The organism is Bartonella machadoae, from assembly GCF_022559585.1.
Taxonomy (GTDB): Bacteria; Pseudomonadota; Alphaproteobacteria; order Rhizobiales; family Rhizobiaceae; genus Bartonella; species Bartonella machadoae.
The window spans coordinates 2,152,748-2,173,485 of record NZ_CP087114.1; the positions used below are offsets into that span (position 1 = coordinate 2,152,748).

A 20,738-nucleotide genomic window follows, 5' to 3' on the forward strand; every position below is an offset into this window, starting at 1 on the left:
CCATGAACTGAAGCATGATTGTCGCAATCAAACAAAAACTAACCGCACAAGCAGACACGAGTGTACAAAGGCTTTTGCCAAAAGGGAAAAGACGCGGCAATGATTGGATTGTAGGAAGTACACGCGGCGAAGAAGGGCAAAGTTTATCGGTGTGCTTAAGCGGTCATAAAGCGGGACTTTGGTATGATTTTGCAGAAGGCACGGACGCCTTGCCAAACGGCACGAACATCTCTTTCCAAACGGCAAAACGCAACAGCAATGATTAGCAGACAAACAACACATAAAACGCATTTCCTCTCACGCACGCCTTAAAGCAGCGGTAAGAGGAACCCTTCACCCAAACGAGCAACAACTACACCAACAACCACACCAATGAACATGAGTACGATTTTTGAAATCAAACAAAAACTAACCGCACAAGCAGACGCGAGTGTACAAAGGCTTTTGCCAAAAGGGAAAAGACGCGGCAATGATTGGATTGTAGGAAGTACACGCGGCGAAGAAGGGCAAAGTTTATCGGTGTGCTTAAGCGGTCATAAAGCGGGACTTTGGTATGATTTTGCAGAAGGCACGGACGCCTTGCCAAACGGCACGAACATCTCTTTCCAAACGGCAAAACGCAACAGCAATGATTAGCAGACAAACAACACATAAAACGCATTTCCTCTCACGCACGCCTTAAAGCAGCGGTAAGAGGAACCCTTCACCCAAACGAGCAACAACTACACCAACAACCACACCAATGAACATGAGTACGATTTTTGAAATCAAACAAAAACTAACCGCACAAGCAGACGCGATAGTACAAAGGCTTTTGCCAAAAGGGAAAAGACGCGGCAATGATTGGATTGTAGGAAGTACACGCGGCGAAGAAGGGCAAAGTTTATCGGTGTGCTTAAGCGGTCATAAAGCGGGACTTTGGTATGATTTTGCAGAAGGCAGAGGTGGTGACCTTTTAGACCTTTGGTGTGAAGTCAAAGGAATAAGTCTTTCTCAAGCATTAGAAGAAGTGCGTTCCACTCTCAACCTTACACGTCCCAAACCTTTTATGGCACCTCACCGTTCCTATCGTCGTCCACCCGTTCCCACCGGCAATACACCGCAAAATTTAGTAAAAACCTATCTCAACAAAGAGCGCCATATTCCCTTAGAGATTTTAAAACGTTACCGCATAGGAGAAGATGGAGAAAAGATCATTTTCCCCTTTTATAAACCGGATGGCACCCTTGCTTTGGTAAAAGAACGGCTTGCGCAAGCAGGTGCAAAACCTAAGCCAACAACAGCACAATGTGAACCGATTCTCTTTGGTTGGCAAGCGCTCACACACCCCACAACCACAAACCCCACAGCAACAGCCGCACACACCACAGCCACAACCGCAAACCCCACAGCCGCAACCGCAACCACACATCCCGCAACCGCAGCCACAACCGCACACCCCACAGCCACAAACCACACAACCGCACACCCCACAGCCGCAACCGCAAACCCCACAGCCGCAGCCGCACACCCCACAGCCACAACCGCAAACCCCACAGCCACAGCCGCACACCCCACAGCCACAACCGCACACCCCACAGCCGCAGCCGCAAACCCCACAGACGCAACCGCAAACCCCACAGCCACAGCCGCGCACCCCACAGCCGCAGCCGCACACCCCATAGCCACAACCGCACACCCCACAGCCGCAACCGCAAACCCCACAGCCACAACCGCGCACCCCGCAGCCGCAACCGCAAACCCCACAGCCACAACCGCGCACCCCGCAGCCGCAACCGCAACCCCCGCAGCCACAACCGCAAACCCCGCAGCCACAGCCACAAACCCCACAGCCACAACCGCAAACCCCGCAGCCACAGCCACAAACCCCACAGCCGCAACCGCAAACCACACAGCCACAGCCGCACACCCCGCAGCCACAGCCACAAACCCCACAGCCACAACCGCACACCCCACAGCCACAACCGCGCACCCCGCAGCAACAACCGCAAACCCCACAGCAACAACCGCAACCCACGCAGCCACAATCGCAAACCCCACAGCAACAACCGCAACCCACGCAGCCACAATCGCAAACCCCGCAGCCGCAGCTGAAAACCAAGCTTTTTTTTCCACCAATCGAACCATTGTTATTACTGAAGGCGAAATTGACGCACTGTCCTTAGCGGCCTATGGATATCCGGCACTCTCGGTACCGTTTGGCGGAGGCGTTGGGGGCAAACACAATTGGATTGAAAATGAATTTGACAATTTAGAACCTTTTGAGACCATTTTTTTAGCCACCGATATGGACAAGCCGGGTGAAGAAGCCGCACGTGAAATTGCCAACAGGCTTGGTCGCCACCGTTGCTATCGTGTACAGTTACCCTGTAAGGATGCCAATGATTGTTTGACTTCTGGTATTGATGCCGCCACCATAAAAGCAGCCTTTTTATCAGCGAAAAGCTTTGCACCAGAAGGTCTACGCCGCGCTTCAGACTATAAAGAGCAAGTGATAGGGCTGTTTTGGCCAACCCCAGAACAACATGAAGGCTATACACTTCCCTATCCCAAGCTCAACGGTAAATTGTATTTCCGTCCAGCGGAATTGACGCTATGGAGCGGGGCAAGTGGTGCCGGAAAAAGCCAACTGTTATCAGACTGCATTCCCCATTGGATTTCGCAAAACAGTCGCCTTTGCTTAGCCTCACTGGAAATGAAAGGAGAACAATCATTACGCCGTCTAACCAAACAGACGGGAGGGTTAGAACACCCCACCAGAGAGATGATTGAACGCATTCTCCATTTTTTAGACGAGGGACTGATTCTTTACGAGCATGTTGGGAAATCGAGTGTCGACACACTGCTTGATGTCTTTGACTATTGCCGCGCACGCTATGGTTGCGATCAATTCATTATCGACAGCCTGATGCGGCTTGGTATCTGTTCAGATGACTATGCAGGGCAAGAACAAGCGGTTTATAAAATGGTTGATTGGGCTGTTTTAAATGCCGTTCACATTCACCTTGTCGCCCACGCTCGCAAAGGAGGGCTAGAGAAAGAGGTCCCCGGCACAGAAGATATTAAAGGCGCCTCAGAAATTGGTGCCAATGCCTTTAACATTATCACCATTTGGCGCAATCGCTCCTTAGAAGACAAAATTTTCGCCGCATCATGCAAAGAAGAAAAAGCAGAATTAGCCAAACGCCCTGGTGTGATTATGAATATCGCAAAACAACGTTCAGGGGATTTTGAAGGCAAAATTGGTCTTTGGTTTGATCAAAAAACCTACCGCTATCGCTGCTCCTGCGAACAGTCAATAACGCCAAGGCGTTATCTTGAACGCGGGGTTACCACACCTCTCTCCAATAGCCAAGCCCATAGAACCCTCACACACCTCACCCCCTCATAAGCAAACAGAGGAATCACTCCAATCATGCAGGAAAACACCCCATCATTCGAGATCAAAAACCAGCGAACCCCCATATCCATCGCTCCCATACGCGCCAAACTAACGATAACCCCAACAATACCGGAAAACACCAAAAGCCTCAAAAGCCACACACAACGCGACGCCCATTCACTGCGCACCCTCGAAAGCACAATCACAAACAGCTCCAACAAGGCAATGATCCCCGCCACTATTAAGGAAATATCCCGCATCGCTTCAGAACACTTTAATTTCTCATAAGCAAAAATAAGAGCAACGCCCGCAATGCAGCAAAACACCAACGCCTTTAAAAACACCAACCATTTAACAGTCGTGCTCTTTGCTCCCACTCCAATAAAACCAAGGACAGCCCCCACAACACCGCAAAGCACCAGCCCGCGCAAAAACACCTCCGACGTCACAACGGGCATCCCCGCATTTACATAAACCCAACAAAGGACAAAAACAAAAAGACAGCAAAACTTCACTGTCGTTAAAACCACACCCCGCGAAACAACCATACGCCCGCTCCTTTATAAACAACGACAGCCATAATGCAGAAAAGCGCCTCTCATTTCAAGAAGCAAACCGCTATGACACAAACCACCTCATTCTCACATAAGCAAAGACAAAAATAGCTCCAACAAGGCAAAGCAACACCAACATCTTCAAAAAGCCCCCCCGCGTCATCTCAAGACGCTTTGTTCCCACCTGAACAATGAGCAAAACAATGCCAAGAACAGCACCCACTATAAAGGAAAACACCCACCAATTCGAGAACCAAAGCCAGTCCACGCCAATCCGCTCTGCTTGCTTATAAAGAAAATCGCTAACAGGGGTAAGAATGAAGCCAACCCCCATATACACCCAACACATTCCCCGCGTAACCCCAAACCTCCTCATCACTTTATAAAGCAAAGCAAGGGCACTAACGATGACAGCAAAGACAATGCAACAAAACGCCAACCGCTCCAAAAAGACGCCCCACGTAATGGCCATAGCTCACCCCTTATAAACAATAACAGCCATAATGCAGAAAAGCCCCCCTCATTTCAAGAAGCAAACCGCTATGACACAAACCACCTCATTCTCACAGAAGCAAAGACAACAACAACTCCAACAATGCAAAACAACACCAACGCCTTCAAAAAGGCCTCTCACGTCATCTCAAAGCGCTTTGCCCCCACCTGAACAACGAGCAAAACAACGCTCAGGGGATTTTGAAGGCAAAATTGGTCTTTGGTTTGACCAAAAAACCTACCGCTATCGCTGCTCCTGCGAACAGTTAATAACGCCAAGGCGTTATCTTGAACGCGGGGTCAACGCCCCCCTCTCCAACCACCAAGCCCATAGGACCCTCACACACCTCACACCTTCATAAACAAAAACAGGGATAATCCCAATCATGCAAACAAAGAACGCATTGTTCGAAATCAAAAACCAGCGCACATCCATATCCATCGCCCCTATCCGCGCCAAACTAAGGACCACGCCAACAATGCTGTACAACACCACAAATTTCAAAAGCCATACACAACGCGATGCCCCCTCACTGCGTACTCTCGAAAGCACAATCAAGAACAACGCCAGCAAAGCAATGACCCCCGCCACTTTCAAGAACACATCCCACGTCACATCAGAATGTTTTACACCTTTATAGGCAAAAAACAGGACAACGCCAGCAATGCAGCAAAACACCAGCGCCTTCAAAAACATCCACCACGTAACAGCCCTACTGTTTACTCCCACCAAAGCAAAACCAAGAACAGCCCCCATAACGGTGCACAACACCAGCGTCTGGAAAAACATCTCCCAAGTAATAACCGGACTCCCCGCAGTTACATAAAGCACAGCAAGGAAAAGGCTTACACCACAGCAAAACGCCATGGCCTTCAAAAACATAGACCGCACAACAGCCATACGCACACTCCTTCATAAGCAAAATAAAAGATAAATCCAAAATGCAAAAAAACCAATCTCTCGAGAACCAAGGACTGTTCACACCAATGCGCTCCCCTTCCAAAGAAACAAAGCGACCAACAATGCTACGCATGCATAAAGCAAATCCCCACAATCTTCCAGAATCTTCCTCGCGTAATCCCCAACCTCCTTATTCCCCAACAAAGCCCCCCAGATAAAATCAAAGGCAATACCCACGAATGCAACACCCATACCGCTTCGCCTCCCTATACGCCCCCTTACATGCCCAATCCCCTGTAAACCACCCCTTCTGATACCCTCCCTTCGAGAAATCGATAAACCCCTTCGAGAAACCAATAAATCCCCTTCGATAACCGATAAACCCCCTTCAATAAACCAAAGACAGCTTCAACAATGCGGCAAAACGCTCCTGCCTTCAAGAATCACGCCCCTATAACCCCAACACCCCTCACGCTTTCATCAGAAAAACGAAAGAAAAGTGCCATCATAAAGAGAAACATCCACTCATTTGAGCACCAGAGCCAGCAAATACTCCTCTGCTTTGCTCCCTCAGAAATAAACACAAGGACGGCTCCAACAATGCGGCAAAACACCATCCCCTTTGAGAACACCTTCTGCTTAAAAAAGAGAGTGCATAAAAATTCCCGTCAAACACGGCATCACAAAGACCAGCACCCCAGCGCCCAATGTCAGCGCCCCCACAGCACCCAATGTCAATATACAATGCCAACAGCCGAGGAAACACCAAGAAAAGCTTCCCCACCCATGCGTATATAGCACCTTACAGCTGGAACATCAGACAAAACAGCGCCCCCACAGCACCCAATGTCAATATACAATGCCAACAGCCGAGGAGACACCAAGCAAAGCTTCCCCACCCATGGACATGCAACACCTTACAGCTGGAACATCAGACAAAACGAAAATTTTTAAAGGAGAACAGAGAACATGAACCATCAAGAGAAGAAAACCCACCAAGAGGAACAAAAAAACAACACACAGACTTTTTTTTCCGCCCAGCATAAGGAAGGGAAAGAGCAGATTGGCCACTTAAAGACACAAGAATTTGCTCTTGAAACGAGCAATCCTTATTTTCAACCAACCCATCCAGAAAGCTCCAGCAATCCACGCACCATCAAAGCCATTGCCAATGCACAAAGTCGTCCGATTGCTCTTTTATATGCAAAAGGGCATCTCAGCAAAGCGCAATATAGGGCAGCAGAACGGTTTTATGTTTATTGGCGCCAAAATCAAGCAGACCTTCACATGAGTCCTGACTACACGCGTGAAAAAGTAGAGAGCAGTCAAGGGTACACACACCCTATTGAGCGCCAAATAGAAGCATCCAAGCATTTACAAAAGGTCAAAGTTCTGCTTGGTGTTCTTGGCTATGCACTTGTAGAAAAGGTTGTTGGTTATGATCAAGCAATCAAAGAATTAAGCGACTCAAAGCGCAAGCAAAACTCCCTTGCCGACCATTTACGAGACTGTTTAGACTTGCTCGCATTTCATTGGGGATACGCAAACCATAAAAGCTCTCAATAATCCCCCATCACAAAAAACAAAACAACAAAAGAGGACATCCCATAAGCAATGAGACAATCAATAAACAATTGTAAAACCAAACATCAATAAGGGAGAACGCAACCCCCTAAAACGAATCGGCAAACGAACAAGCAACACCAACAATCCCCCCACCACAAAACACTTCACAGGAAAGCACACCCAACTGCCACCCCATCACAAACCACCTCGCGGGAAAGCACACCCAACTGCCACCCCATCACAAACCACCTCGCGGGAAAGCACACCCAACTGCCACCCCATCACAAACCACCTCGCAGGAATCACACACCAACAGCCATCCCATCGAAACCACCTCACAGGAATCACACACCAACAGCCATCCCATCGAAACCACCTCACAGGAATCACACACCAACAGCCATCCCATCGAAACCACCTCACAGGAATCACACACCAACTGCCACCCTATCGCAAATCACCTCGCAGGAATCACACACCAACAGCCATCCCATCGAAACCACCTCGCAGGAATCACACACCAACAGCCATCCCATCGAAACCACCTCGCAGGAATCACACACCAACAGCCATCCCATCGAAACCACCTCGCGGGAATCACACACCAACAGCCATCCCATCGAAACCACCTCACAGGAATCACACACCAACTGCCATCCCATCGAAACCACCTCACAGGAATCACACACCAACAGCCACCCCATCACAAACCACCTCGCAGGAATCACGCACCAACTGCCGCCCCATCACAAACCACCTCGCAGGAATCACACACCAACAGCCACCCCATCACAAACCACCTCGCAGGAATCACACACCAACTGCCACCCCACCACAAACCACCTCGCAGGAATCACGCACCAACTGCCACCCCACCACAAACCACCTCACAGGAATCACACACCAACTGCCGCCCCATCACAAACCACTTCAACAATCAACCTCTTTGAACAACCTCAACCTATACAAAAATTTGCAGTTTTCTCAGACTTTTCTACATCGTCGTTATCTGAGTACAGCTCTACTCATCAAGCTTCATCAAGCCCATGGTATTTTTTCTCATCCAAAGGCAGATTTTCAAACTTACTCTTCTGCAACATTTTCGTTTTAAAATAAAAAGACTTTTCATGACAGTAGAATGCTACCGATAATACGCACTGACCCTCTGGTACGTTCTGAGTAAAAAATATATTTAAAATACGCATCGCTGCATTTGTTCAAAACAAAACAACAAGAATGATTTTATTCTTTTGCGCATAATATTTCATTATGTTGATTTCTTTAACGTAAGAATTTTATAAGCACATCCCTTATAAATCTTGTACGCCCCCAAAAATCAGAAAACAACGAAACAAGAACAGCAAAATATTTTCAAACAGAAAAATATTTCTATAACTGTAGATTTTTCAGATTCTTCTGTTATGACAGAAAAAGTTTAAATTCATCATAAAATTATCACAAATGTAGAAGATATGAGAGAGATCTTTTATATGAGATAAAGAAATTAAAATCCCATGGGGTGCATCTCGAATTGAAATGCACCCTAAACTCTACGGGATGCACCACCCTCATAAAGTGCATCCCGCCCCTCATGGGCGCATCCAACCCTCATAAGATGCACCCTAAACTCTACGGGATGCACACCCTCATAAAGTGCATCCCGCCCCTCATGGGTGCATCCAACCCTCATAAGATGCAACCCTAAACTCTACGGGATGCACCACCCTCATAAAGTGCATCCCGCCCCTCATGGGCGCATCCAACCCTCATAAGATGCACCCTAAACTCTACGGGATGCACACCCTCATAAAGTGCATCCCGCCCCTCATGGGCGCATCCAACCCTCATAAGATGCACCCTAAACTCTACGGGATGCACCACCCTCATAAAGTGCATCCCGCCCCTCATGGGTGCATCCAACCCTCATAAGATGCACCCTAAACTCTACGGGATGCACCACCCTCATAAAGTGCATCCCGCCCCTCATGGGCGCATCCAACCCTCATAAGATGCACCCTAAACTCTACGGGATGCACCACCCTCATAAAGTGCATCCCGCCCCTCATGGGCGCATCCAACCCTCATAAGATGCAACCCTAAACTCTACGGGATGCACCACCCTCATAAAGTGCATCCCGCCCCTCATGGGTGCATCCAACCCTCATAAGATGCAACCCTAAACTCTACGGGATGCACACCCCTCATAAAGTGCATCCCGCCCCTCATGAAGTACATTCTACCCCTCATAGAATATACCCTTACCCCTTACGGGGATTCTCAACTCTCATGGATGCTGTGCTGTTATACGTCCCTCTACCATGGGCACAAAAAAGAAGTTTTTAGCTGCTCTTTTGTCACCCATATCTCTATGAGCTCGAGAACCTTTAAAACAACCTTTACGCATCCATAAAACAGATTCTAAAAGAATTCATTAAGGCAATTAAGGGCGAATTATGTCAATTTCTAGACAAGTTTCCTCCTTTTTTATGACTGTTGCATTTTTACTATAGTTATTGAAATGAAATTTATATATAATTCATATTGATATTTATTTAGAGAAATAAATATAGGAGAAAAACTATGAATATCAGATATTTTTTCATAGCGGGAGCAATTACCAGTGGTTTAGCACTTGCACTCCAAGAATCTGATCGTATAGTCAATCAAGAAAAAGATCCTATTATAACGCCTTATACTGTTGATGAAGTTTATAACAATGATTTACAGCATCTTGAACCAATAAATGGTAAATTTGATACATTGAATATAATAATCACACACAGTAATAATGGTATGAGAGAGAGGGAAAGAGGCGATTTATACCAAACAGGAAAAAATTTACTCTATTCGTTAACTGAATTTTTACATTCTGTTGTCATGTTTTGTGTAAAAATGTTTTTTATAAAAAAATTGGGATAGAGTTGCTAACAGCTTCTAAGAAAAGAAAACAGATAAAAACAGAGTGTGATAAATAAAATGAAATATTGAAAAGGCCCCGATAAAGATGGGGCCTTGGTTTTACTTTGCTTTTTCTATTAATGATAAGCTGACTTTGTTTTCTCTTCTATCCCGAAAAGTTTTCTTCTCTCAACAGAAAAAAGAACAGTCACATTTTAACATCTTTTCTTTGTAGAATGATTCTCTTTTATCGAAGAGGGAGGAATTTTTTATTCTTTAAAAATTTTTTCAAAAAAAAGATAACAATCAATTAACATTTGATTTTTCCCCTCAATATCCTTCAAGATATTTTCAATCCACTTTTTAGTTGGCGTCCTCCATGTTCCTTAAATTTTTGAAGTGTTCTTAAATTTGCATAAAGAAGCCCTTTATTGTCCCCAACCATCAAGCACTCTCAACTAATCAATGCTGACATCGAGAAATTCTAGTTCACCATCCTTGATATAAACGATATCGACACAGACCTTCCTCTCTTCAACTTTAAAGGTCGCTTCCTCATCATACACAATGAATCCTTGTTCCCTTAATTCCTGTCTTTTCCGTTCGGCGCATTTTCTCTGAAAATCTCGTTTTTTATTGCACAAATTTGGGTCTCTGACTCTAAAATACTGGTACTTATTAGCATTCAGGAATAGCTTCTCTGCCGCCTGTTCAAGCACAGCGTAACTAAACTGCTCTGTTTGTGCCATCTCTTCTGCTATCACCACAGCCCGTTCAAGATGGCTTTCGTCAAGAGTTGCCGATTCGCTCTCAGCCTCAAAGCCGTGTCGATTGCCTTCTGCAAAGCGTTTTTGATAAGAGCGTAAAGTCTCCACATCACCGAGCAAAGCGAGAGCTGCAAGATGCAACAGAGCATAAGGTGCCCCATTGGTTTTAACAGCTAACTGATCCACGGTTTCATCAGTTGACCAAAGTACAGTGTTGTTTTCCCAAGGCGGAGCACTATATCGAGAGCGAAACATTTCCTGAAGACTCGTATCTTCCATCACCCATTCTAAAGTTTTATCAAGCTCCTGCTGTAAACGCTCTTTCGTTACTCTTTCTTCAAAAATTTCCAGTCCTCTAGCCACAAACGTTATATGCACTCCTGGTAAAATTTGAGAATTCTCAGGGTTGATGGTCTGGCAAGCCGCGGCAAAAAGACCGGTCATCACTAAAAGCCCACGATCAAAATTTGGGCAATCTTTTCTCATTTCGTCATGTTCGTCATTATAGAGGAAATACACTTCACGATCAGGCAAGAACAGAGTAGCCAAATGATCCCCTCGCCCCTCGATTTCCACCGACCAGCCCAAACTCTTTAAAAGCGCTGTCGCGCTTTCCATGGTCAGAGCTTCACCATTATCACCTTCAGAAAGCTCTCCTTGTCCTTCTTCTTTCCATCCCTGTTCATCCCCACCTTTGCGCATCCCCAAATCTTTCGCTCCCAAATCTTTCGCTCCTTGGTCTTCCGTTCCCATATCTCTTTCCCCTCATGTTTTTACAAACGTTCTCTCATGTTCTTACAACGCTTTTTTCAATTCTCGTTTCACACGGCAATAGATTCTCACCTGCTTAAAGACACCATAATAGAGCTGTAGAATAATCATGCTAAAAAGAGAGAAGTATCTGAAAGAAACACTGCCACAAGCATAAGCATAATCGAAGAGGGAGGAATATTTTATTCTTTAAAAATTTTCTTCAAAAAAGAGATAACAATCAATTGACTGTTGATTTTTCCCCTCAACATCCTTCAAGACATTTTCAATCCACTTTTAAAAGCGTGTTTCTGTTTTACATGTTCTTTAAAATATCCAATTGTAGAAAGAAGCCCTTTATTGTCCCCAACCATCAAGCACTCTCAACTAATCAATGCTGACATCCATAAATGCTGGTTCACCATCCTTGATATAAACGATATCGACACAATATTTCTTTCCTTCAGCTTCAATAATGATTGGCTCATCACTTACACCATCAAAGCCTTGTTCCCTTAATTCCTGTCTTTTCCGTTCGGCGCATTTTCTCTGAAAATCTCGTTTTTTATTGCACAAATTTGGGTCTCTAAATCTAAAATCCCGATACTTATGAGCGTTCAGGAATAGCTTCTCTGCCGCCTGTTCAAGCACAGCGTAACTAAACTGCTCTGTTTGTGCCACCTCTTCTGCTATCACCACAGCCCGTTCAAGATGGCTTTCGTTAAGAGTTGCCGATTCGCTCTCAGCCTCAAAGCCGTGTCGATTGCCTTCTGCAAAGCGTTTTTGATAAGAGCGTAAAGTCTCCACATCACCGAGCAAAGCAAGAGCTGCAAGATGCAACAGAGCATAAGGTGCCTCATTGGTTTTAACAGCTAACTGATCCACGGTTTCATCAGTTGACCAAATTACAGTGTTCTTTTCCCAAGGCGGAGCACTATATCGAGAGCGCAACATTTTCTGAAGACTCGTATTCTTCTTCGCCCATTTTAAAATTCTATCAAGCTCCTGCTGTAAACGCTCTTTCGTTACTCTTTCTTCAAAAATTTCCAGTCCTCTAGCCACAAACGTTATATGCACCACTGGTAAAATTTGAGAATTATCAGGATTAATGGTTTGACAAGCAGCGCCAAAAAGACCGGTCATCACTAAAAGCCCACGATCAAAATTTGGGCAATCTTTTCTCATTTCGTCATGTTCATCATTATAGAGGAAATACACTTCACGATCAGGCAAGAACAGAGTAGCCAAATGATCCCCTCGCCCCTCGATTTCCACCGACCAACCCAAGCTCTTTAAAAGCGCTACCGCACTTTCCATGGTCAGAGATTTATTATCATCAACTACATAAATCTCTTCTTATCCTTTTTCTTTTCATCCCTGTTCATTCCCATTTTTGCTTATCCTCATGTCTCTTGTTCTTATGTCTTTCGTTCCCATATCTCTTTCCCCTCATGATTTTACAAACGCTCTCTCATCTTTGTGCAAGGCTTTTTTCAGTTCTCGTTTCACGCGGCGATACATTCTCACCAGTTTAAAGCCACCATAATAAAGCTGTAAAATTATCATGCTAAAAAAAGAAGCATCTGAAACAATCAGTGCGACAAATGCAAGCGCGAAAGAAAAGAATATGATAACAGTCTCGTAGCTATCCTTATTGTTCTTTTTATACAAATTGTTTTGGAGACAGGGTATATTCTCCCATTGTGAATTTATCTCTTTTAATTTTCGTCTATTTTTTTCCAACAAAGACCATAAGATAGAATAAAATATCATCACAACCGGTATCGAAGCAAAAGCACATACGATAAAAACTTGCCAAAACACAAGGAGAGAAAAAAGCGTGGTTTCCTGCCACACTATAAGTTTCCATTGTGCGAAGGAGGGCATAAAGAGCATTCTATTCCACAGCATAATGATCAGTGAGAGGGAAGAAATGACGATATATTCTCTTGCCGAAAAACCCTCTATCTCAAAAAAAAAGCACAATGCGTTATAAAATTTTGAATTTTTCTGCTTCATTCCCCACCTTTTTCTCTTCTGCTCTCTTTACCATAATGCAATCACCCTAGGGCAATGATCATTTCATCATAGCGCAGCCGGTATGAGACAATTTACCCTCGTTTTTTGCATTTGCTCCGTTTTTACAAGGGCACAATTTTCAATAACATGACGTTTCAAAAGCATTACAAGCTCTCTGTATGCTTTTTCATTTCTCTGTTTAATTGTTGTGTCACCTTGAAATACAGTATCCAACGCTTGATAAAAGAAGTATACAGCGCAACCACCGCTATCGTTAAAACAACATCAAGGACTATCCCGATAAAAAACAAGAGAAGGGATAATTTCGCTATAGTCATAGCATCCATTTTTTACCCTCTTGCTTTCTCTTGCTAAATGGATTTCTCTCGTTGCCTAGTTAATTCTTCCAACTGCTGGATCTTTTTTTTCAACCGAGAAGTTAAGCTTGCACGAAGCACCACAATGACTGGAACGGATAGAAAAACACATACCGAAATCAAAAACAACGCCATAACAAAACAAGCAAGCACCACAAATCTCTTCTCGTCTACATGAGGCCCCGCCGATTGAAAGAAAGCGATATAAACATAAGTTTTAAAAGCCATAATGATGAGAGAGAGACAAGATACAATGCTATAATCTTTCCAAGAAAAAGCGAGCCATTTTTTAAACATCAAGGCTCTTTCCTCTGTATCCAGAAGGGAATTTTGGTACAGTTGTTCTTTTTTACTTTTTTCAAGATGACAAAAGTGCTGTGGCTGCTCTTTGATCACGCGCTTTTGTTGCTTTACCCAATAATACAACCTCAAACGTTTGAAAAAAGCATAATAAGGCGTCACAATGATCATATTAACAAAGATGGCAAAAACCACGATACTGAGCACCATGAAAAAAAAGAACGGCATTATGAGCATTATGAGTCCTGGTCCCATAACGCTTATCCCCTAACGGCTTCGTCTTGTTGCTTTGTTGCTTCTTCTTGCTGCATTGTTTTTTTCAATTTCCGTTCCCGCATACTATGAATTCCCCAAAGAATAGGGAAAGGTGTGAGAATGCAAAGCCAAATAAAAACTGGCAGGAGGAAAATCACATACCCCACACCGCTCCACCCCTGCAGCGTCTGGATAGTGGTCTTTGCATAAGCAGGAACGTTTAAAGCCATCATGATGGGAAATGCGCAGAGCATTATAAAAAAGCTCTGTAATATGACTTTATAATTTTCCCATGAAAAAACCAATGATCTTTTACATGAAAAAGAAGTCCGTCCTTTATAAGACGTTGCGTTTTTCTTCTTCATTTTTTCCCCTGCTTTTTGACTGTTTATTACCCTTAAGTTTTTATGCTATTTTTCACAGCGTATAAAAGGATTCTTCACTTTTCTCAACAACTGATTTTTTGAAGCGAATAACTTTAAACACACCCTCTCCATAAATTTCCCATCCCCTCTCTTATAGAATCCACGCTTTACTAGAATTTCTCAATCTGCATTGGAAGAGGAAGAGGACCACAGATATTTGCATTAATACGGCAAACATTCACACCCCCCTGCTTCTCAATCGCCCCCATTGACGTGTCGATGTATAAAGGAAAGATTATAACTATCGTATTTACCATTTCTTTACAACTATTTTTTCATCCTACACGATGGCGCCTTGTTTCTTTTACAGTTATTTTTTTCTCAACAGCTTTTTTAAGGCTCCCTCTTTAATATTGCACAATATTGCATATTGGACAGCAGCAAGTCTCTCACTCTAAAAGACTGAACTTTCCCTTTTCATGGATACTTTTTCAACAACATGTTCAACAACATATTCTGGCAAATTGTGACTGATTTTTACCCTTTACCAGCTTTTTCCCATCACCACAGCCCATTCAAACAGCCCATTCAAGATGAATTCCCTATACAAATATGAAGGCAAATGAGAGCTCTGTGGACTGTTGCAGTTTTTGCATGCTAGATGGGAGCAAGCGTATTGCGTCTCTCTGTTTGTGTCATTTCTAAAACGAGGAGGCAGCCTCATTTAGGGAGAATATAAAGACGTAAAGGTAAAAACCACTCACTCTCTTTACCATTATTTTTGCGTTCAGCTTTACGGCTTTCAAAAGCATCGAGAGCAATATCTTTTAAAGAATGCAGATTACGCCTTGCCTCACGCTTTTGTTTCTTACATTCTTTGAATAAAGTCACGCCCCTCATGCAAAACAAAACGCCATCAGGTTGCCAATTCACGAGCCTGTTTTAAAGAAACATCTCTTAAGATACCCACGTCCATCTCACGACGCCGCCCGTAAATAATATATCGATAAATCCATTGAGCACCACCATCTTTACGCTTATGAAGGTACAAGCCAGTACCATCATTCTCTTTGCCAGCCGTCCATATTGCGACAGCCCTTTCTATTGAAACGATTCATAAAAGGCATTTTGACTCTTTGTCTTTGGAGTTTGTTACTCACACGCCAGCCCCGCTTATGACGTGTAAAAAATGATAATGATTGTTTCAAAATGAGAGGATTTAAGATGAGATGAGAGGATCTCCAATATTTGGGCAATATTGGGGTTATGATACAAGTTAAAAAAGAATGAATTCTCTTTGTAAATCAATATGTTGTCCTAGATGAACAAAGTCATAAATTCATGTCTATATGCGGTAAGTTCGTTTTTTATATTCTTTAGCTCTTAAAAGTGTTTTACTTTTCTCATTTTAGATGCTAATGGAACACTCCGCTTTTCTGTGTTGATTGGCATGATCCGTCATTCTTTTCGAAGTGTGTGACAGTGTTTACAGTGTGCGACAGTGTCTTTCCTTTTGTTGAGAAGGTGAGAAACTGAAAAGGATGAGGATGTGGTGCCATTTGCACGGTTGTTAAGAAGCATTTTCGATAGATAGCTTATTTTTTGCTTGTCTAAAATATTTATGAAGGGGGGAGCAACGTGACCACAGACGAACCACAACAGCAATCTTTGCAACAGCGTGGAGGTGCGGACTTTGTCTCTCCGAGCACTTTTGCTAAAGAATCTCGGCTGCTTGCTTTTAAAGATAAGATGACTCTCTCTACAAAAGATTATGTCATATTGTTTTTCCTATCCCTTATCATATTAGTGTTTGTGGTTATTGTAGCATGCATCCGACCTATGGAGTTGTTTCATGTGGTGTCTAAGGAACAAGCTGAGGCAATCTTTCAAGAAAGTCTTCATAAAACGCTTCTGGAAAATTTAAAAAATATGTTCTTGATGGGATTTTCTTCCAGCGAAATGAATATGATAGAATTATATCGTGCTGCTGGGTGGAATAGCGTTTGGGCTTATCTCTTTATGATGCCGCAATTTATTTTTATGGCACCTCTCTCGCTCTTTCCACTTGTTGTTGTCCTGCGCCTTATGTTGAAGCGTGAATTGAAGGACATGGGCCAGCAATTAGAGCAGCAATTGGAAAAGTCACCCCAAGAGTACATCTTATGATTTCATAGAACAGGGTAGGAAAAGAAAAATGGATTTTTTGGCAACGTTATCCGTCATATTCGTCGTTGGGTCGCTGGTTATCCTTTTTAGCATGCTAAGCATTGGTGCCAATATGGCAATTGTTGCAGTTTATTACTCTTTTATTAAACGTCTTTGCCGTTCATCCGAGCTTTCCAAAACCTTTAGAAAACTCAAAAATGATGCAACACAGCGCTTCAGTGGTTACAAAAAGGCAATAGAGGAAAATGGACCATCATTTGACGTGAAAGCTTATCTCTCTTCATTCGAAGAATCTCTGTTTCTTTCCCAAAAGGATTATAAAAGAATCTTCATTTTCTCTCTGGTTACCTTTGTCTTGATTTTCGTGCCTTTCCTCATTTCAGTCGGTATGGCAGGAGAAAAAATGGCACAAGGAATGGACATAAAACAGTTTATAGCGAGTGATCCTTTCTTATTTGCTGTGTCTTCTTTTTTCTATCTTATCGTCTTTTTGAGCATCGCGTTGGTGGCTTTTTCCTTACCGGTGATTTTAATCTTCTACGGTATACTTAATCTGAGAGTGGAAAAGAAAATGGAAAGATTGGAAAATTTTGCTTAAAGCAGCGCAAGCGATAAATAGAATGTGAGAGGGAAAAAAGTGCTTGTTTTTTTAGGAATTTGGGGTCTTCTAGGACTCATCATCGCAGCCATTATCGTCGGTATGTTTATCATTGGGCTTTTTTATTCTTTCATCAAGCAGGTGAGGTTATACTTTAATATGCTTGGAGAACTGAAAAAAAACGCACCCCATCCTCTTGATTCTCAGCAACGAGGAGGCAGAAAACAAAAAGCAAAATTGGAGACAACGGTGCCTGCCTTTCGTTTGAAGGAATCTCTGTTGCTTTGGCCAAGAGAGTTGAAAATAATCTGTTGTCTCTCTCTCATCATAGCGCTTTTAGAAGCTGCATTCTTTACAGCAAATATGGCAGGCTGGAAAAGTGACGTGAGCTTTTTTATCGCTCTGCTCTTGAATTTTCTATCGGCCTTTTTTGTTTTTTTTGCACCGATCGTCGGGCTATTCTGCATCAAGTTGACTGGTAAATTGAAAAAAACAATCCAGCAATTGGAAGAAGGAACGGTGCGACAAGAGACATTTTGCATGCAGGATGCGCGTGGAGGAAAACATGACGAGTAGTTTTGTAACATTCTTGACCCTCAATTTTTTGACTTCGGTCATCATGAGCTTTATCGTTACCGTACCGATTTTGGTCATTTATACCTTGTTTTTCAAGCGTGCGAGGCTTTATTGTAAAGCAAAAACAGCATTAAAAGTGCTTCAAGAGTGCGATGCAAGAGTTGAAAAACAGTAAAATAAAAAAGTAAAGTGAAGCAGAATTCAATGCCTGAGAAGAAGACTTTTTCTTCGTTTTTTGAAGAAAAAAAGACCCTTTCAAAACAAGACTATAAAAGAATATTTTATATTTCTGTGGTCATGATGACTGCTCCGTTTACCTTTTTTTTAGGATTGCAGATCGTGTGCGGATTTTTAGGATTATGCATAGGAGGCGGTTATGATTTCCTTTCCTTTACAATCTTACAGCCGCTTGCATGGATTCTTGGCTGTGCTCTTGTCTTTTCTCCGATTATTTGGGTGCTCCATATTATAGTAACGCGTAAGTTGAAAAAAATGATTCAGCAGTTGGAAGAACAGAACCAAAGGTAAGAAAATGGTGCCCCTCCTCTCCTACAGGTAGTGAAACTCATCCCATCCTTTGCGTGAAAAGAACGAAAGCCTTTTCGCGTTTCCTCAAAGCCCTTTCGCGTTTCCTCATTGCTGTTTTTTCTAGCGATCACTTTTGATTTTTGCGTTAGAGGGATATTCTTGTGCTTTTACTTCTTTTTCAAAGAAGGAAATTATGTTATTTTTCCAAAGAGAGAAGTTATATCGTGCAAAAGAATTGTTGCAACGACCTTTTGTGATAAAAAAGCTGTAAATGCTTTCTTGCATGATACTTTGTCGTCTTTCACAATGCTTACATTGCGATGCTTGCATTGCTAGGCAATCTTGAGATTCTAGAATTATTTTATTACCAAAGTTTTGCTGTGTCTCATCAATTTGATTTGCATGACAGGTTTTGAGGTGTACGCATCTTTAAGATCAATCTTTTTGTATAAATTTTGCTTCATAGACAATATATTAAACTACAAACTCGGCACCATGACGCAACCAATCCATACCTACCCCCGAACCTATTGCACTTCTCATCTCATTTCTTATGATGCCAAATCTGTGCTTTGTGCTCCGCTCTTGTCCTCTCTGCATTAGGATTTTTGGAACATTTTCTAAGAACCATAGAGAAGGAAGAGATGCCGCACCACCTCGATAGGCACTTGTCTACGGACTCCTTGATTGGGAAGAGCCTCATTGTCTTTTTTGTTATCAGTATTCTTAGCAGCGCTCATCACGGCTTCTTTTAAAATACGGATTATTTTATAGAGACAATGCACATTAAACTAAAGCACCGGCACCATGACGCAACCAATCCATACCTACCCCCGAACCTCTTACGCTTCTCACCCCATTTCTTATGCCAATTCGCGCTTTGTGCCCCGCTCTTATCCCTCTCTGCATTGGGACACTTTCGGAACATTTTCTGAGAACGATAGAGAAGGAAGTGATGCTACTCCGCCTCGATAGGCACTTGTCTACGAACTCCTTGATTGCGCAGAGCCTCATTGTTTTTTTGTTATCAGTATTCCTAACAGCACTCACGACTGTCTCTTTTAAAATACGGATTATTTTATGAGGAGTGGCTTTTACACACTCTACGTGCGCGTCTTAGAGGTAGTCTGGTTTCTTTTGACTGGTGAAGTTGGCTCTGTATGTTCTGTTGTCATACAATGCGTCCTCCCAATAATAAAAAACTATAAATGCGGGGATTTTTCACTGCATTTTCTCTCGTCTAGACGTAATGAAAACCAACTACAGCAATGGCATTAAATACAATTTGCAACATACTGTTAACAGCAGAATAACACATATTGATTTATTCAAAATGAATCAGTTACGCAGTGTTAATGGTAAAAATTTAAAGAGTTAAGTCATGAAACTATTTTCCATAACACATGCTGTAACATTTATAATTTTTGTTTCTATACCAATATTATTGGGATGTACTAAGGTAGATAGTCTAGATAAGTATGATAAACTTTACGAAAAATATGTGCGTGAAAATTATACAGAATCGGAATACCTAGAAAGGTTAAAAATGACGAAACTCCTTATGGACGATTTTTATAAAAATATAAAACGTACCATACCCATGCCACATGACTATAGTCATTTTTGGAGATATTTAATAACATTGCCAAGTAATCCTCCAAAATTTGATATTTTAAGGCATTATCACATAGTACTTGTTTTTTGTGGGCGCTTTGCTGATTTATGGCAAGGTGATAAAAGTATGCCAACACTCACATTTAATGATTTAAAAACTGAACTTGAGAATTTTAGAATTCGTAAAGCACAATATTATGATTCTTTGCATACTCTGCACAACCGTTTTTTCCAAGCAAAATTTGAAACATACTTTAATGACCCAATGTTTGAATATGCAAAAAAGTTTTTGGATTCTCCAAATGGAATTAGCCGAAAAGAGCAAACTATTCGTACAGAGAAGATGATATTAGATAACGAGATCATCCGTTTTAAGAACACAGCAAGAGTATGCGATCTTGCTAGAAACGTATATATTAGAATGCTACCCCAAAGAAGTGTACGACCACCTGTGAGATACAGCTATTTTGAAAAATGGAAGCAATATTTAACAAATTTTTAAACGAACGATCAAAGTGCTTTTGAAACGCATTAAGGGCGATACGCAATGAATTTACAAGATGCGGTAGAATTTGGTCTTCACTAACAAGATACTGTATTGCTGCGTAGATTATACTGTTTATAAAAGCA

Annotated in this window: 23 protein-coding genes and 4 pseudogenes; 12 read left to right on the forward strand and 15 right to left on the reverse strand. The window is 42.7% G+C overall.

The window, feature by feature from the left end; genetic code table 11:
- Positions 1 to 14 precede the first annotated feature (14 nt).
- From LNM86_RS10105 to LNM86_RS10115, 3 genes and pseudogenes are all read left to right on the forward strand, one after another.
- Positions 15 to 200: pseudogene (locus LNM86_RS10105) on the forward strand (hypothetical protein); the annotation flags it as partial.
- Positions 201 to 378: 178 nt separating this feature from the next.
- Positions 379 to 570: pseudogene (locus LNM86_RS10110) on the forward strand (DNA primase); the annotation flags it as partial.
- Positions 571 to 748: 178 nt separating this feature from the next.
- Positions 749 to 3,391, forward strand: a complete 2,643-nt coding sequence (locus LNM86_RS10115) for a bifunctional DNA primase/helicase (protein WP_241437571.1) — start codon at positions 749 to 751, stop codon at positions 3,389 to 3,391.
- Here the strand turns inward: LNM86_RS10115 and LNM86_RS10120 are convergent.
- Positions 3,313 to 3,930: a hypothetical protein gene (locus LNM86_RS10120; RefSeq protein ID WP_241437572.1), complete on the reverse strand. Its 618-nt coding sequence runs from the start codon at positions 3,928 to 3,930 to the stop codon at positions 3,313 to 3,315. The genes LNM86_RS10115 and LNM86_RS10120 overlap by 79 nt on opposite strands.
- Positions 3,931 to 4,000: 70 nt before the next feature.
- On the reverse strand, positions 4,001 to 4,408 hold the full coding sequence (locus tag LNM86_RS10125; RefSeq protein WP_241437573.1) for a hypothetical protein: 408 nt from the start codon (positions 4,406 to 4,408) through the stop codon (positions 4,001 to 4,003).
- 199 nt (positions 4,409 to 4,607) lie between these two features.
- On the opposite strand from LNM86_RS10125, the pseudogene LNM86_RS13010 reads away from it, so the two are divergent.
- Positions 4,608 to 4,790, forward strand: a pseudogene (locus LNM86_RS13010) (hypothetical protein); the annotation flags it as partial.
- On the opposite strand, the gene LNM86_RS10130 reads toward LNM86_RS13010, so the two are convergent.
- From LNM86_RS10130 to LNM86_RS10140, 3 genes are all read right to left on the reverse strand, one after another.
- Positions 4,712 to 5,329 (reverse strand): hypothetical protein, encoded by a 618-nt coding sequence (locus tag LNM86_RS10130; RefSeq protein ID WP_241437574.1) that lies wholly within the window; start codon positions 5,327 to 5,329, stop codon positions 4,712 to 4,714. The pseudogene LNM86_RS13010 and the gene LNM86_RS10130 sit on opposite strands and share 79 nt — an antisense overlap.
- A gap of 78 nt (positions 5,330 to 5,407) precedes the next feature.
- Positions 5,408 to 5,581 (reverse strand): hypothetical protein, encoded by a 174-nt coding sequence (locus tag LNM86_RS10135; protein ID WP_241437575.1) that lies wholly within the window; start codon positions 5,579 to 5,581, stop codon positions 5,408 to 5,410.
- A 26-nt stretch (positions 5,582 to 5,607) separates the two neighbouring features.
- Entirely contained in the window at positions 5,608 to 5,769 is a 162-nt protein-coding gene (locus LNM86_RS10140) for a hypothetical protein (RefSeq protein WP_241437576.1), read from the reverse strand.
- Between the two features lie 529 nt (positions 5,770 to 6,298).
- On the opposite strand from LNM86_RS10140, the gene LNM86_RS10145 reads away from it, so the two are divergent.
- Entirely contained in the window at positions 6,299 to 6,895 is a 597-nt protein-coding gene (locus LNM86_RS10145) for a hypothetical protein (protein WP_241437577.1), read from the forward strand.
- A gap of 238 nt (positions 6,896 to 7,133) precedes the next feature.
- Here the strand turns inward: LNM86_RS10145 and LNM86_RS10150 are convergent, their stop codons facing one another.
- From LNM86_RS10150 to LNM86_RS10165, 4 genes are all read right to left on the reverse strand, one after another.
- Complete coding sequence (locus LNM86_RS10150) at positions 7,134 to 7,331, reverse strand: hypothetical protein (protein WP_241437578.1); 198 nt, start codon at positions 7,329 to 7,331, stop codon at positions 7,134 to 7,136.
- Positions 7,324 to 7,599 (reverse strand): hypothetical protein, encoded by a 276-nt coding sequence (locus LNM86_RS10155; RefSeq protein WP_241437579.1) that lies wholly within the window; start codon positions 7,597 to 7,599, stop codon positions 7,324 to 7,326. The genes LNM86_RS10150 and LNM86_RS10155 overlap by 8 nt, the downstream gene beginning before the upstream one ends.
- An 839-nt stretch (positions 7,600 to 8,438) precedes the next feature.
- Entirely contained in the window at positions 8,439 to 8,585 is a 147-nt protein-coding gene (locus LNM86_RS10160) for a hypothetical protein (protein ID WP_241437580.1), read from the reverse strand.
- Positions 8,586 to 8,596: 11 nt separating this feature from the next.
- Positions 8,597 to 8,743 (reverse strand): hypothetical protein, encoded by a 147-nt coding sequence (locus tag LNM86_RS10165; protein WP_241437581.1) that lies wholly within the window; start codon positions 8,741 to 8,743, stop codon positions 8,597 to 8,599.
- A gap of 732 nt (positions 8,744 to 9,475) precedes the next feature.
- Here LNM86_RS10165 and LNM86_RS10170 point away from each other — a divergent pair.
- A complete protein-coding gene (locus LNM86_RS10170; protein ID WP_241437582.1) occupies positions 9,476 to 9,814 on the forward strand; it encodes a hypothetical protein in 339 nt (112 codons plus the stop codon).
- A 437-nt stretch (positions 9,815 to 10,251) separates the two neighbouring features.
- Here LNM86_RS10170 and LNM86_RS10175 read toward each other — a convergent pair whose 3' ends face one another.
- The 6 genes and pseudogenes from LNM86_RS10175 to LNM86_RS10200 form a co-directional block, all read right to left on the reverse strand.
- Positions 10,252 to 11,313, reverse strand: coding sequence for a DUF6990 domain-containing protein (locus tag LNM86_RS10175; RefSeq protein ID WP_241437583.1), 1,062 nt, complete (start codon positions 11,311 to 11,313; stop codon positions 10,252 to 10,254).
- 384 nt (positions 11,314 to 11,697) lie between these two features.
- Positions 11,698 to 12,627: a DUF6990 domain-containing protein gene (locus LNM86_RS10180; RefSeq protein ID WP_241437584.1), complete on the reverse strand. Its 930-nt coding sequence runs from the start codon at positions 12,625 to 12,627 to the stop codon at positions 11,698 to 11,700.
- A gap of 866 nt (positions 12,628 to 13,493) precedes the next feature.
- Positions 13,494 to 13,676: an AsmA family protein gene (locus LNM86_RS10185; RefSeq protein ID WP_241437585.1), complete on the reverse strand. Its 183-nt coding sequence runs from the start codon at positions 13,674 to 13,676 to the stop codon at positions 13,494 to 13,496.
- 24 nt (positions 13,677 to 13,700) lie between these two features.
- Entirely contained in the window at positions 13,701 to 14,261 is a 561-nt protein-coding gene (locus LNM86_RS10190; protein WP_241437586.1) for a hypothetical protein, read from the reverse strand.
- Positions 14,262 to 14,266: 5 nt separating this feature from the next.
- Positions 14,267 to 14,626 (reverse strand): hypothetical protein, encoded by a 360-nt coding sequence (locus tag LNM86_RS10195; RefSeq protein ID WP_241437587.1) that lies wholly within the window; start codon positions 14,624 to 14,626, stop codon positions 14,267 to 14,269.
- A 591-nt stretch (positions 14,627 to 15,217) separates the two neighbouring features.
- Positions 15,218 to 15,753, reverse strand: a pseudogene (locus tag LNM86_RS10200) (Arm DNA-binding domain-containing protein); the annotation flags it as partial.
- A 511-nt stretch (positions 15,754 to 16,264) separates the two neighbouring features.
- Between LNM86_RS10200 and LNM86_RS10205 the strand changes: the two are divergent.
- The 6 genes from LNM86_RS10205 (at position 16,265) to LNM86_RS10230 (ending at position 20,610) form a co-directional block, all read left to right on the forward strand.
- A complete protein-coding gene (locus LNM86_RS10205) occupies positions 16,265 to 16,792 on the forward strand; it encodes a hypothetical protein (RefSeq protein ID WP_241437588.1) in 528 nt (175 codons plus the stop codon).
- A 28-nt stretch (positions 16,793 to 16,820) separates the two neighbouring features.
- Positions 16,821 to 17,390, forward strand: coding sequence for a hypothetical protein (locus LNM86_RS10210; protein ID WP_241437589.1), 570 nt, complete (start codon positions 16,821 to 16,823; stop codon positions 17,388 to 17,390).
- A 39-nt stretch (positions 17,391 to 17,429) separates the two neighbouring features.
- On the forward strand, positions 17,430 to 17,966 hold the full coding sequence (locus LNM86_RS10215; protein ID WP_241437590.1) for a hypothetical protein: 537 nt from the start codon (positions 17,430 to 17,432) through the stop codon (positions 17,964 to 17,966).
- Positions 17,956 to 18,141, forward strand: coding sequence for a hypothetical protein (locus LNM86_RS10220; RefSeq protein ID WP_241437591.1), 186 nt, complete (start codon positions 17,956 to 17,958; stop codon positions 18,139 to 18,141). The genes LNM86_RS10215 and LNM86_RS10220 overlap by 11 nt, the downstream gene beginning before the upstream one ends.
- A gap of 29 nt (positions 18,142 to 18,170) precedes the next feature.
- Entirely contained in the window at positions 18,171 to 18,494 is a 324-nt protein-coding gene (locus LNM86_RS10225; RefSeq protein WP_241437592.1) for a hypothetical protein, read from the forward strand.
- Positions 18,495 to 19,875: 1,381 nt separating this feature from the next.
- On the forward strand, positions 19,876 to 20,610 hold the full coding sequence (locus LNM86_RS10230; RefSeq protein ID WP_241437593.1) for a hypothetical protein: 735 nt from the start codon (positions 19,876 to 19,878) through the stop codon (positions 20,608 to 20,610).
- Positions 20,611 to 20,738 lie beyond the last annotated feature (128 nt).

Excerpts from the sequence above, each read along its gene's own strand:
- LNM86_RS10135 (WP_241437575.1), bottom strand. The coding sequence starts at position 5,581 with ATGGGTGTTGCATTCGTGGGTATTGCCTTTGATTTTATCTGGGGGGCT.
- LNM86_RS10195 (WP_241437587.1), bottom strand. The coding sequence starts at position 14,626 with ATGAAGAAGAAAAACGCAACGTCTTATAAAGGACGGACTTCTTTTTCA.
- LNM86_RS10225 (WP_241437592.1), top strand. The coding sequence starts at position 18,171 with ATGCCTGAGAAGAAGACTTTTTCTTCGTTTTTTGAAGAAAAAAAGACC.
- LNM86_RS10160 (WP_241437580.1), bottom strand. The coding sequence starts at position 8,585 with ATGAGGGTTGGATGCACCCATGAGGGGCGGGATGCACTTTATGAGGGT.
- LNM86_RS10120 (WP_241437572.1), bottom strand. The coding sequence starts at position 3,930 with ATGGTTGTTTCGCGGGGTGTGGTTTTAACGACAGTGAAGTTTTGCTGT.
- LNM86_RS10165 (WP_241437581.1), bottom strand. The coding sequence starts at position 8,743 with ATGAGGGTTGGATGCGCCCATGAGGGGCGGGATGCACTTTATGAGGGT.
- LNM86_RS10145 (WP_241437577.1), top strand. The coding sequence starts at position 6,299 with ATGAACCATCAAGAGAAGAAAACCCACCAAGAGGAACAAAAAAACAAC.
- LNM86_RS10170 (WP_241437582.1), top strand. The coding sequence starts at position 9,476 with ATGAATATCAGATATTTTTTCATAGCGGGAGCAATTACCAGTGGTTTA.
- LNM86_RS10175 (WP_241437583.1), bottom strand. The coding sequence starts at position 11,313 with ATGGGAACGGAAGACCAAGGAGCGAAAGATTTGGGAGCGAAAGATTTG.
- LNM86_RS10130 (WP_241437574.1), bottom strand. The coding sequence starts at position 5,329 with ATGGCTGTTGTGCGGTCTATGTTTTTGAAGGCCATGGCGTTTTGCTGT.
- LNM86_RS10210 (WP_241437589.1), top strand. The coding sequence starts at position 16,821 with ATGGATTTTTTGGCAACGTTATCCGTCATATTCGTCGTTGGGTCGCTG.
- LNM86_RS10220 (WP_241437591.1), top strand. The coding sequence starts at position 17,956 with ATGACGAGTAGTTTTGTAACATTCTTGACCCTCAATTTTTTGACTTCG.
- LNM86_RS10115 (WP_241437571.1), top strand. The coding sequence starts at position 749 with ATGAGTACGATTTTTGAAATCAAACAAAAACTAACCGCACAAGCAGAC.
- LNM86_RS10190 (WP_241437586.1), bottom strand. The coding sequence starts at position 14,261 with ATGGGACCAGGACTCATAATGCTCATAATGCCGTTCTTTTTTTTCATG.
- LNM86_RS10185 (WP_241437585.1), bottom strand. The coding sequence starts at position 13,676 with ATGGATGCTATGACTATAGCGAAATTATCCCTTCTCTTGTTTTTTATC.
- LNM86_RS10125 (WP_241437573.1), bottom strand. The coding sequence starts at position 4,408 with ATGGCCATTACGTGGGGCGTCTTTTTGGAGCGGTTGGCGTTTTGTTGC.
- LNM86_RS10230 (WP_241437593.1), top strand. The coding sequence starts at position 19,876 with ATGAAACTATTTTCCATAACACATGCTGTAACATTTATAATTTTTGTT.
- LNM86_RS10180 (WP_241437584.1), bottom strand. The coding sequence starts at position 12,627 with ATGGAAAGTGCGGTAGCGCTTTTAAAGAGCTTGGGTTGGTCGGTGGAA.
- LNM86_RS10155 (WP_241437579.1), bottom strand. The coding sequence starts at position 7,599 with ATGGGGTGGCTGTTGGTGTGTGATTCCTGTGAGGTGGTTTCGATGGGA.